The sequence below is a fragment of the Saccharothrix isguenensis genome (genome assembly GCF_052936305.1).
Genome location: NZ_CP193626.1, coordinates 2,779,389 through 2,791,654 on the forward strand (window position 1 = coordinate 2,779,389; position 12,266 = coordinate 2,791,654).

At 71.9% G+C, this 12,266-nt stretch carries 6 protein-coding genes and 1 tRNA gene; 5 read left to right on the forward strand and 2 right to left on the reverse strand.

Annotated elements, in window-relative coordinates; all coding sequences use genetic code 11:
- Window positions 1-1,363 precede the first annotated feature (1,363 nt).
- The 4 genes from ACRAKI_RS13155 to ACRAKI_RS13170 all read left to right on the forward strand — a co-directional run bounded on the left by ACRAKI_RS13155 (window position 1,364) and on the right by ACRAKI_RS13170 (window position 9,269).
- A tRNA-Arg gene (locus tag ACRAKI_RS13155) sits at window positions 1,364-1,435 on the forward strand.
- A 22-nt stretch (window positions 1,436-1,457) separates the two neighbouring features.
- Complete coding sequence (locus tag ACRAKI_RS13160; RefSeq protein ID WP_447007350.1) at window positions 1,458-3,767, forward strand: hypothetical protein; 2,310 nt, start codon at window positions 1,458-1,460, stop codon at window positions 3,765-3,767.
- Between the two features lie 137 nt (window positions 3,768-3,904).
- Window positions 3,905-4,774: an AraC family transcriptional regulator gene (locus tag ACRAKI_RS13165; protein WP_447007351.1), complete on the forward strand. Its 870-nt coding sequence runs from the start codon at window positions 3,905-3,907 to the stop codon at window positions 4,772-4,774.
- Window positions 4,775-5,000: 226 nt separating this feature from the next.
- Window positions 5,001-9,269 (forward strand): S8 family serine peptidase, encoded by a 4,269-nt coding sequence (locus ACRAKI_RS13170; protein ID WP_447007352.1) that lies wholly within the window; start codon window positions 5,001-5,003, stop codon window positions 9,267-9,269.
- A 106-nt stretch (window positions 9,270-9,375) separates the two neighbouring features.
- Here the strand turns inward: ACRAKI_RS13170 and ACRAKI_RS13175 are convergent, their stop codons facing one another.
- Both ACRAKI_RS13175 and ACRAKI_RS13180 read right to left on the reverse strand, forming a co-directional pair.
- Window positions 9,376-10,551: an MFS transporter gene (locus tag ACRAKI_RS13175; protein WP_447007353.1), complete on the reverse strand. Its 1,176-nt coding sequence runs from the start codon at window positions 10,549-10,551 to the stop codon at window positions 9,376-9,378.
- The gene (locus ACRAKI_RS13180; RefSeq protein WP_447007354.1) at window positions 10,548-11,324 is read right to left on the reverse strand and encodes a DeoR/GlpR family DNA-binding transcription regulator; all 777 of its coding nucleotides are present in this window, start codon (window positions 11,322-11,324) and stop codon (window positions 10,548-10,550) included. Before ACRAKI_RS13180 ends, ACRAKI_RS13175 begins: the two co-directional genes overlap by 4 nt.
- Window positions 11,325-11,932: 608 nt before the next feature.
- On the opposite strand from ACRAKI_RS13180, the gene ACRAKI_RS13185 reads away from it, so the two are divergent.
- Entirely contained in the window at window positions 11,933-12,238 is a 306-nt protein-coding gene (locus tag ACRAKI_RS13185; protein WP_447007355.1) for a hypothetical protein, read from the forward strand.
- Window positions 12,239-12,266: the final 28 nt, after the last annotated feature.

Consider the following 12,266-nt stretch of genomic DNA (forward strand, 5'->3'; position numbering starts at 1 on the left):
ACGGTCCTGTCGGCATCCGGGTGTCAGCAGCCGGTCGGCATCCGCGTGGTGAGGCCGCCGGACGGGGTGATCGGGCTGGGCGTGACGGTGGTGCCGGCCGCCGTCAGGCCGGTGCGGGTGGCGCGGAGGGTTGCGCAGCTTCTCCTGCTCCGCCTCCAACTCCAGCGCGTCGAAGCGGGCCTGCCGGCGCAGCGGCGTGTCGAGGATGCGGCCCGGACGAAGGCAGAGGGCGCCTGGTGACAGCAAATCCTCAGACAGCAGGCGGGCAGAGGTGTTAGCGCTAACAAGCCAGCCGTTGAAGCGCCGTGAGGGCTGTGCGAACGACGTCTGTGGAGACGGCGGTCGAAAGCGTGGGCTCAGCTTCGGGGGTATGTGGGCACGGCGGCTGATCGAGCAGTCTTCACGTCGTGCCGATGCAGAATGAACTGCGGCTTTGTGCAGGTATCCACGCGTCGCCTCCTTGCGAGCAGGATCGTGAACGCTCGTGGCCCCGCGTCGATCTACTGGTCTGGGAGCGCTCCCAGAAGACCATAGCGCAATATTTTCGGCGTCGACAAGACCGTTGAACGGGAGATGTCGATCCTGTTAGCGTTCACAGCTCGCTTCGCCACCGCGTTGGCCTCCGTCGTCGTTGGCGGGTCACCCCGTCAGGGGCGCGGTCCGCCGAACATAAAGCGCTTACTGCCGCTGGTCAACCCGTTGACCTCCTTGGATTGGACCCCCTACCGTGGTGTCTCGGTAAACGGTTACATCGTTGCGAGGAGGAGGTCGCGAGCAGCGAGCGCCTGGCCGGCGTCGTCGCGTGATGCCTGAGCCTCGTTGCAGGCGGTGTCAGGCAACCGAGGGCAGTGCGTGGGATGGGTGTTCCTGTTGCTGCTTCCCCGATCAGGTCGTGGACCATCGCCGAGGACACGCGGTCGGACCTCCGCACGCACGACTTGCGCTCGACCAACGATTCCGCCAGTAGGCATATGACGAGCTTGTCGCTGAAGAACCGCCCGCACAGCGGACTCGCGAGCGTGACGCCCACGCCGAGGTCGAGGGTGTCCGGCAGCAGGTCGACGTCCCCGGACAGTCGCACGTCGGGGACGCAACCGCTGTCCGCGCACGCCCCTTCCACGATCGCACGCCGGTGGCCGGTGGCCGGTGGCCGGGGGTCGGGGGTCGGGACCAGCCACTGCTCACCGGACAAGTCCCGCAACGCGACCCGTTGTCGGAGGGGCGCAGCAACAAGCGGATCACGAACCGGTTGGGTATTGGGATCAACGGGGTGAAGCGGCACGTGGGCAACGTGCTGGCGAAGCTGTCTGTCCTAACAATCGGGAGCCCCCGGCGTGCGCGGCCGGATACGATCCGGGCGCCTCATGGAGTAGATCAGTGGCAGATCGCCCCGCTTCGGACGGGGAGGGCGCGGGTTCGAATCCCGCCTCCATGTCTGATCAACCGTGGAGTGCGCCGTGTCCGACCAGATCCGCACCGCTTCGTCCGGTTACGCGACCGGTCGGCTGGCACGGGCGATGGCCACGGCGGCCTCCGCGCGCACCGGGGCCGACCGCGAGCGGACGCTGGGCGAGCTGCGGCGCTGGGAGGACGTCGTCGACGGGATGGCCGACGGCACCCTCACGGTCGGCTCCCGCACCCCCGTCGCGGACACCCCGGCGTGGGTGACGCTCGAAGTCGCGCACGGCGGATTCGCGACCGGCCGGTACCTGGCCGAGGTGCCGCTGTCCGAGGACGAGACGGCCCGCGCCGCCTCGCTCCCGGACGACGTGCCCGGCCGCAACGAGCGGGAACGGCTCAACCTCTGGTACCTCGGCGACGCCGGCCAGGCCGAGTTGCTGGACGCGCTCCGCAGCGGGCACTACCGGGTCGAGGTGCCGGAGGACGCGGCGCTGCCTGTCGTGGCGTTGCTGCTGGACAGGGGTTCCCCGGAGCAGGCCCTCGACCTGATCGCCGAGCTGCGCCCGCTGATGCACCGGCTGAGGCTGACGCCGCGGTTCGCGCCGACCACCCGGCCGTCGCACTCCGCCGTCCGCGTCACCTCCGTGAAGGAGGCCGTCGCCTCGGTGCGTTCCGTGCGGGTGCCGGTGCGGATCGCCACGATGCGCGACACGCTGACCGTGTGGGACCCGCTGTACGACCGGCTGGTCGCGTTGTGGTGTCGCACCGTCGACGGTGAGCTGCCGCACCTCGACGAGAACGGGACCGTGCGCGGCGGCCGGCCGTGCCGGACGTGGCCCGCGGACTGGGCGGCGGCCAGGGCCGAGTGGCTCGCGGACTTCGCCGAGGCGTCCCGCACCCACGCGCTCTCGGGCAGGCAGACCAACCCGAAGGGCAACTTCGCGAGACTGCGCGCCGCCCTGGAGTCCTGTCCGGACGGCAGCGACGCGCTCACCGCACGGGACGTCGGCTGGGTCCGCCGCGCGATCGCGAACACGGTGAGCCGGCGGGGCGCCCCGGAGTCCGACCAGCGCGACGCGTGGCGCACCGCTCAGGCGGCGGCTGTCGCGGCGCCGACCACCGCCGCGCTCGCCGGTGTGCTCGCGCGCCGGCTGGACCGGTACCCGGCGGAGGGCGGCCTGCCGTCGCTCGACGTCGCGTCGGCCGCGGTGTCGGAAGCGGAGACGACCGCCGAGGTCCCTCGCGGCACGGCGATGCCGGACCGCTTGGTGCACAAGGCCGCGCGAGCGCTCGAAGCACCGGTGGACGAGCTGGTCCGCCTCGGCTTGATCACGTCGGGGGAGACGCTGGCGGTCGTGCTGCCGCAGCTCACCTCGCGGCTGCTCAGCGCGGCGATCGACGACCCGGCCGCGGCGGGGCTGCACGAGCAGGCCTACACGGCGTTCCGACGTCGCCGCGGCCTCCTGCTGCTCAACCTCGAGCACCAGGTGCGGTTCACCGAGCTGCCGTGGGTGGAGGCGCTCGCCCCCTTCCGGTCACCTCGGCCGGACAACGCCGCGACGGCGTATCGCGTGCTGCGGCAGACCACGATGCTGGCGCTGACCGCGTTCCCGCACGCACTGCTGCCGAACCCGTTGATGACCGAGCTGAGGGCGCTGGCCAAGCAGGCAGGGCTGGAGCTGCCGCTCGTGGAAGAGGTGGCCGCGGACATCTTCACCGGCACGTTCACGCCGAAGTGGCGTGACGCTGCCGTGGTGGCGAGTCGTCTGCTGGCCGACACGGTCTACGCGAACTACTACGACCTGCCGGCGGACTGGCCCGAGCCCCAGCGCACGGTCCTCCGCTGGGGCAGGCGGACCTCGGCGGACTTCGCGGCGCTGTGCCGGAGTCGGGCGGGCACCTCCGGTGGCTCCGTCGCGGCCAACGGCATGGTGCTGGAGCAGAGCCAGATCCTGACCACGCACAACCTCGCCGTGCTGGTCGACGGCCTGGACCTGACCGACGAGCTGCGCGAACGGGCGCCGGAGCCGGCGTGGTGCGCGTTCGCCTGGATCGTCCGCCGGCTGGGCCAGCCCGCGGACCACCTGCACGCGGCGTTGATCCAGGTGAAGAACGCGGCGTACGCGTGGCGGCAGGCCCTGTTCCTGCTCGGCTTCTGCGAGCCCGCCGTGCAGTTCGCCCACGTGGAAAGGCTGGCGGGGGAGACGCGCGGCACCGTGCTCGAACCGGCGGTCGAAGGCCTGCTGCACGTGCTCCGCGGTGGCCGTTTCACGGCAGCCGGAACCGTGCGGCGAGGCGCAGGCCTGCGGTTCCTCGGCTGGGCCGAGGGCACGAACCCGTTCCTGGTCCACGCCGGTCGCAGCTGACCCGGGGTCCACCAGGTCCTCCGGAGGACTTCAGCGCGTTCGTGACGGGACCGGGTGCGGCCACTGATCGCATCGGATCGCTGCGATCGGGTGTGGGCGGGGGCTCGTCGGTCAGGGTTGGTGTCGAAGGAGGGCTTGTGATCTTGGCACTCAACCGGCTCGTCGACCTGGTCGAGGAGCGCCTCACCGAAGAACTCGACGTCGGCGTGGTGGCGAGGGCGCTCGGCACGACCGAGTACCACCTGCGCCGGATGTTCTCGTCGTTGGCCGGCATGCCGCTGTCGGAGTACGTCCGCCGGCGCCGCATGACGGTCGCCGCCGCCGAGGTCGTCCGGGGCGCGGACGACCTGCTCGGCATCGCGGTCCGCTACGGCTACGGCTCGACCGAAGCGTTCGGACGGGCGTTCCGGGCCGTCCACGGCGCCAACCCCGGTGACGTCCGCCGAGACGGAGGCCCCCTTCGCGCACAGCCGCAGCTCAGGTTCCGCCTGACCGTCGAAGGGATCACCCCCATGGACACCCGCATCGTCGATCGCCCCGCGTTCAAGCTCGTCGGACACGCCGTCCGCGTGCCGCTCGTCCACCACGGCGTCAACCCGCACATCCACCGGCACGTCACCTCACTCCCGCAGGAGGAGCACGTCCGGCTCAAGGCCCTCGGCGACACCGAACCGGCAGGATTGCTGCAAGTCTGCGACGAGCTCGACCCCGATCGCACGGAGGGCAGCGAGCTGACCTACCTGCACGGCGTCGCCGTCGACCGGGGCACGCGGGCCCCTGACGACCTCGACGCCATCGAGGTGCCGGCCGGCACGTGGGCGATCTTCCGCACGGCCGGACCGCACCCCGACACGCTGCAGGCGGCCTGGGCGGCGACGGCCACCGACTGGTTCCCGTCCAACCCGTGGCGCCTGAGGCCCGGACCCTCGATCGTCGCGTTCCTCGACCGCGCGGACGACTTCAGCACCGCCACCTGCGAACTGTGGCTGCCCGTCGAACCCGCGTGACCGCCCCTGCGGGAACCCGAACAGCGTGAGGAACCCCGGCCCGACCGGCACCCGGACTGGAGCCGGTCGGGCCGCACGCGTCCTGCGCCCCGACCTGAGGTGGCCGCCGAAAGGACTGGCCACGTGCGGCATTCGGCTCGCGGTGTAGAGCCATGCGACCCATTGACTGGTAGTGATTTTCAACCAGTCTCATAGGTACAAAATCACCACACCAAGGAGACGCTGGGTGCCCCACATCCCCCTGCTGAAGCACAGACGCCCCCTGTGCGTCGTGGCAAGACCCTCGCTGGCCATCGCCACCGCGCTCGGTCTGTTCGCCGCACTCTCCCCGACCAGCCAGTCCCCGGATTCCACGCCCGCGTCCATCGCGCCCGAACTCGTCGCCCAGGTCCGATCGGCCTCGGCGGGCGAGCCGGTGCAGGCGCTGCTGATGCTCCCGAACGCCGAGCTGTCCGGCGACCGCGACGAGGTGCTCGCCACCCTCCACGACCACGCGGCCGGCACGCAGGCCGACGTCGCCGCGGCCATCGGTGAGACCGCGACCGTGGTGAACCGCTTCTGGCTCACCAACATGCTGCTGGTCGAGTTCCCCGCGGACACCGACACGCTGAGCTCGCTCGCCGCCGTTCCGGGCGTGGAGCAGCTCATCCCGAACTTCGAGGTGGTCGCGCCCGAGCCGGTCGCCGGCACCGCGGACGTCACCCCGTCCGCCGAGCTCACCTGGGGTCTGCAGAAGATCGAGGCGGCCCGGGTCTGGGGCGAGCTGGGTGTCGACGGCAGTGGCGTCCGCATCGCCACCCTGGACACCGGTGTGGACATCAGCCACCCGGACCTGGCCGGGAAGATGGTGACCGACAACCCGAGCGACCCCCACCACCCCGGTGGCTGGATGGAGTTCGACGCGTCGGGCAACCTGGTCGCCTCGGCGCCGCGCGACTCCGCCTACCACGGCACCCACGTGGCGGGCACCATCCACGGCGGTGCGACCTCCGGCACCGCGATCGGTGTCGCGCCCGGCTCCGAGATGATGCACGGCCTGGTGATCCCCGGCGGCAGCGGCTCGTTCGCCCAGGTCGCCGCGGGCATGCAGTGGGCCGTCGCACCGGTCGACGCGGCGGGCAACCCTGCCGGCCGTCCGGCGGACGTGGTCAGCATGTCGTTGGGCGGCAACGGCTTCCAGAACACGATGATCCAGCCGACGCGGGCGATCCGCGCGCTCGGCTCGTTCCCGGCCTTCGCCATCGGCAACAACTGCGGCACGGCCGGCACGGCGAGCCCCGGCAACGTGTACGAAGCGGTCGCCGTGGGCGCCACGGACAGCTCCGACAGCGTCGCGTCGTTCTCGTGCGGCGGCGTGGTGCGCAAGGACCAGTGGACCAGCCCGCCCGCCGACTGGCCGGGCAGCTGGGTCAAGCCGGACATCTCCGCACCGGGCGTCGACGTGTACTCGGCCTCGCCGGGCGGCGGCTACCGGACCCTGTCCGGCACCTCGATGGCGACCCCGCACACCTCGGGCGTCGTCGCGCTGATGCTGTCGGCCGCCGGCTCCCTGCCGGTGACCGAGGTGCTGAACGTGCTGGCGGACACCGGCTTCTGGGACGACCGGTACGCCAGTGCCCCGCCGGACACCCGGTTCGGCCGGGGCCGGATCAACGCCTACGAGGCCACGCGGTTCGTCGCGCTGGACTCGGGCGCCCAGGGCAAGGTCACCAACGCCGCGTCCGGCTCGCCGGTCTCCGGCGCGACCGTCAGGATCGAGCCGGGTGGCCGCACGGTCGCCACGGGGGCGGACGGCTCGTTCGCCAGCAGGCTCGAACCCGGTGACTACACCGTCGCCGTCGAGGCGTTCGGGTTCGAGAAGCGCACGGCCAACGTCACGGTCGCGCCGAACTCCTTCGCCACGGTCGACGTCGTGCTCACGCCGGCGCCCTTCGGCCGGGTGACCGGTGTCGCGAGCCTCGACTCGTCCGGCGCCGGGATCCCCGGTGTCGCGGTCAAGGTGTTGGGCGTGCCGGCCGACTTCTCCGCCGTGACCGGCGCCGACGGCAGGTACACGATCAACGGCGTGCCCGCCGGCACCTACCGGGTGGGCGCCACCTACCCGACGTTCCGGGCGCCCGGCGCGGTCGAGGTGACCGTCGTCGCCGGTGAGGCGGCCACGGCCGACTTCGCCTTCGGCGCCCCACCGCGCACGGTGGCGATCGTGGACAGCTCGGAGTCGCGGGCCAACCAGTACCGCGACGTGGTGTTCGCGCCACGCGGCGTCCAGACCACCTACTACAACTGGAACGAGCTGGACAAGGCGGCGCAGCACGCGACCGTCGTGCTCGGCTACGGAACCCTGACGTCGAACTACGACGCGGCGAGGTTCCAGGCGTTCCTGGACGCGACGGACGCCAACGGCACCGGCGTGATCTTCACCGACCACGCCTACACGACCGGCAACGGCATCCGGCAGCTGTCCGCGCACACCAAGCAGCCGGCGACGACCGGGTCCAACACGGGCGGCAGCACGTCGGCCGTGTCGTACTACGAGGTCACCGCGGCGCACCCGATCTTCGACGGGTACGCGGTGGGCGACAAGATCCCGCTCGACGACAGCACCCAGGCCAAGTGGGTGGCGTGGTTCGACGGCTACTCCGGTGACGGCAGGCAGACCATCGCGGGCCTCGGCCGGACGGTCGACGGCGTGATGGGCGGCGGCATCGGCGTCGACCAGCGGGCCACCAACCGGCACGTGCTGCTGTCGCTGCACGGTGTGTCGGCGTCCCGCGGCCCGGCCGACTGGACGCCGCAGGCGACCGACCTGTTCCTGAAGGCGATCGACTGGGCGTCACCCGCGCCGGACCCGAACCAGCCCTACTACGCCGTGCACGACCTGAAGGTGTCGCCGGGCCTGGTGAAGGCCAGTGAGAACGTCACGGTGACGGTCCAGGTCAAGAACGTCGGATCGTCGGCGGGCACCTACAACGCGGTGCTCACGGTCGGCGGCGCGGTCCACACGACCACGCCGGTGCAGTTGGCGGCCGGCCAGGCGAAGACCGTCACGTGGACGGTCGACCCCGACAAGCTGGGCACCTTCACGGTCCAGGTCGGACACCTGACCGGCTCGTTCCGGGTGCGCGCGCCGCGCGTCGACCTCGCTGTGTCCACAGTGGACGCACCGGGTGCCGCCGCGGTCGGCCCGCTCGCCGGGGCGACGGTCGAGCTGATCAGCGCGGGCCAGCTCCGTTCCCTCGGCAAGACCGACGGCGCGGGCAAGCTGTCGTTCGAGATCCCGGACACGGTCGGCAGGTACACGCTCGTGGTGCGCAAGCCGACGCCTGGAGGCGGCGGCGACGCCTACCTGCTGCACCGGCAGATCACCGTGATCGACGACGACGCGATCTCGTTCGCGCCGCGCGTGCTGGCGAGCAGGCAGGCCGCGTCCGTCGGGGAGAACTTCGCCGTGCGGACGAACATCGCGCTGGACGCCGCCGACCAGCGGCACACCGGCTCGGTGTTCCTGCGGCCCTCGGCCACCGCGCCGCACGGGTACCGCTACGAACCGGGCACCCTGGTGGCGACACTGGACCGGTACGAGGCGGTCACCGTGCACTCGGTGAAGCACCTCGAGCAGGACTGGTTCCTGCCGAGCACGAAGGTCGGCGGGCTCGACTGGACCACCCCGTACGACGTCCCGTTCGCCTTCGGCGGCCCCGCGAAGGTCGCCGTTGGCGACGTCGTGGTCGGCGCGGACGGCAAGGCCACCGTGGACTGGTCGGTGACCGACGCGCACGGCGTGCCGTTCGCGACCGTGATGGCCTCGGCCGTGCGGCCGTTCCTGGCCCTGCCCGAGCGTGCGGCGCTGGAGGACGTCGAAGGCCTGGTCAGGGCCGCGGCGCCGAACGAGCTGAAGCCGGTCCTGCGGTTGTTCGCGCCGGACGGCACCCCCGTGCGCGCCGGTTCGATCAACTGGAACGCGCGGCCGCACACGTTCGCGGTCGAACCGGGCACCCCGAACGGGGCGTACCGGTTGGCGCTGGACGTGGACACCGGCGGCTACTCCGGTGGCCTCACCGGTGAGGCGAAGCTGCGGGTCGGGCCGGAGCCGGTGGCCGACGTGTCCGTGACGGACACGCGGGGCACGTTCGCACCGGACACGCACACCCCGTACGACGTGCGCGTGGTCAACAGCGGCACCGCCGACTCCGGGCCGATGGCCTGGACGGTCCGCATCGCGGCCGAGCAGGCGTTGGCGCCGAAGGACGTGGTCCTGCGGCTGAAGGTCGACAACAAGTGGCAGCGGGTGGCGCTCACCCGCGACGGCAGCGCGCTGACCGGCACCGTCGTGGCCGACGCGGCGGTGGCCGCCGGGGCGGAGCGCACGTGGCAGATGTCGCTGCTGCTGCGCACGCCCGGGACGTACAACGTCACTGACACGTTCGCCGGCGGCGGTATCTCCGTCACCAACGCCGACGAGCTGCTCGTGGCCGAACCGGTAGGCGTCCGGTAGGCAGGACGTCCGGTCCCGTGGCAGCTGCCACGGGACCGGACGGCCGGGCGGCGGACCCGTCAGGGGTCCGACCGCGAAGACTTCCGATGGTCGGCGTTCGGAGATGTCAGCGTTCTGACAGGACGGGCTGCGGACGCGGTGCCAGGACGTTCGCGAACACCACCCCGAGCAGGCACAACACCACCGGCACCAGGAACGCCACGTTCAGCGGGATCCAGTGCGCCAGGCCGCCGATCAGGGCCGGACCGGCGAGCAGGCCCACGTAGCCGAGCCCCACGACCCGCGCCATCAGAGCGCCGGACGCCCGCTTGTCCAGGTTCCCCGCGGCCGAGAACAGCTGCGGCACGCTGCCGGACAGGCCGAGGCCGAACAACGCCCACCCGGTGAACGCCAGCCACACCCATGGCGAGAACACCACGAGCGTGAGCCCGAGCGCGGCCAGCGCCGCCCCGTACCGCACGATCGCGACCGGCCCGACGAGCGCCGCGACCCGGTCGGTGGCGAACCGGCCGATGGTCATCGCCACCGCGAACGAGCCGTAGGCGAACGCGGCCGTGCTGGTGGACGTGCCCAGGACATCCTCGGCGTGCAGCGCGGCCCAGTCGTTGGCGACGCCCTCCGCGAGCATCATGGCGAACGCGATCGCGCCCAGCAGCCACACCAGCTTCGCGGACGGCTTCGCCGCCGGGGCGGACGACGTCGTCTCCTCCGGCTCCGGCACGTCCGCGTCGATCAGGAAACGGCCCGTCAGCAGCGACACCACGATGGTGAACACGCCGCAGGCGCTCAACGTCACCGCCGTCGGCACCTCGGCCCCGAGGGTGACCGCTCCGACGACGGCCGCGAACGCGCCGCCGATCGACCACATCGCGTGGAACGAAGCCATGATCGGCCTCGGGTAGGCGCGTTCCACGACCACGGCGTGCGAGTTCATCGCCACGTCGATGGTGCCGTTGCCGAAGCCGAAGAACAGCAGGGCCAGGCCCAGCGCCCACCACGACTCGGCCAGGCCCGGGAAGAACAGGGCGGTGCCGAGCAGCACCCCCGCCGCGGGGAGGAGCTTGCGCTGGCCGAACCGGTCGGCGAGCGGACCGGCGATCTGCATGCCCAGGAACGCGGCGCCGCCGAGCAGGAGCAGCAGCCCGCCCAGCGCGCTGTGCGAGATGCCGGCCGCGCGCTCGACGTTCGGGATGTGCACCACCCACAGGCCGACGGCGAACCCGTTCAGGCTGAAGTAGATCCACGTCGCGACGCGGGCAGCGCGCGGCAGGGCGGTCGTCACAGGTTCTCCAGTGGTTCGGCGACGTGCACGAGCACCCCGCGTTCGGCCAGTTCGAGGCGCACGCCGGCAGGGGCGCCCGAATCGGTGACCAGCACGTCCGGCCGGTCGGCGGGGCAGACGTGGGCCAGCGCGGTGTGGTCGAACTTCGTGCTGTCGGCGAGCACGATCGTCCGGCCGGACACGGCCATCGCCTGCTGCTTCACCTCGGCGTCGGCGAGGTTGTGCGCGGTGAGCCCGGCCTCCAGGCCGTACGCGCAGGGGCTGAGCACGGCGACGTCGAAGCGCAAGGCCCGGAGCGACGCCAGCGCCAGGGGGCCGACCATCGCCAGCTCACCGGGCCTCGGCTCGCCGCCGGGCAGCAGCAGCCGCACTTCGGGCGCGTCGAGCAGTTCACGCACCGCGTGCAGGGACAACGGCATCACGGTGACCGCACGGCCGCGCAGCAGCTTGGCCACCTCGACCGCCGTCGTGCCGCTGTCCAGCACGATCGTCTCGCCGTCCCGGATCAGCTCGACGGCGGCCGCGGCGATGGCGCGTTTCGTGGCGGTGGCGGTGGCGGCGCGCGCGGTGAACGGCGGCTCGACGCCTGCCGGGCTCAGCGGCACGGCCCCGCCGTGCACCCGGCGCAGCACACCGCTCGCCGAGAGCAGGTCGAGGTCGCGGCGGATGGTCATCTCCGACGCCCCGGTGACCGCCGCCAGCTCCGCCACGGCGACCTGTGCGCCGGAGCGGAGCCGGTCGACGATCACCCGGTGCCGGTCAGTGTTCTTCACGTGGGCAACTGTGGCAAATGATGTTCGTTCGAACAAGCAGTTTGTGCTTATGGTCGCTCTTTGTGCGACCGCTCGCCGGTGAGCGGTAGCCGGTGAGCGTGTACGCCCGGATGATCGTCTGCGCCCGGTTTGACCGAGCGGCAGCGCAGCGTCCCGCTCACGACCGACACCCCAAGGTGGGCGTGGCGCGGACCTGGACGACCACGCCCGCCGACGAGATGGCGAACCTCGGTCTGCACGCCTACACCTCGCCGCAGGACGTGACCCCCGGCGCCGCCGATCCCCGTGGACCCGGACGGGACCACCCTGGCGCGGAGCACCCCTGGGCGCGTGGTCGAGATCAACGGCAACCCCGGCTACTTCGACGGCCAAACGACCATCACGTGGCAGGTCGACCCGGAGACGAAGCTGAAGCGCTCCGCGCCGGAACCAGGCTTGTCGGAGGACGACCTGTTCCGCATCGCACGCTCGGTGCGGCCGGACGACACGCGGCTCCACCTGCCGCTGCACCACACCGGCCCGCTGCCAGGCGGCGTCACCGCCCTGTTCACCACGGTGGGGGCGAGTCGCCGGACGCCTGGGAGGCGCACCTCTTCGCGGAACGGACGATGGCCGCGTACGCCTCCGTCCGGTTCGGCACGATCGACGGCGAGTCGTCCGTCGAAGGCGAGGAGGTGACCGTCCGGGGAGTGGCCGGCCGCCTGGCCAAGCTCACCGGCGACAAGTCCACCCAGGCCGGGTACCGGACCGACTGGGTGCTGACGGCAGACCTCGGCGAAGGGCGCCGGCTCACCGTGCACGGCGGTACGGTGCTCCACTCGGCGGACACCGCGCTGACCCGTGAGGACATCCTCCAGGTCGCCGAGCAGGTCGCACTCGACCCGAGCGCCGACCTGGGGTGGCTCGGCGGTTGATCCGGTGCGCGGTGGACGCCGTCACCGG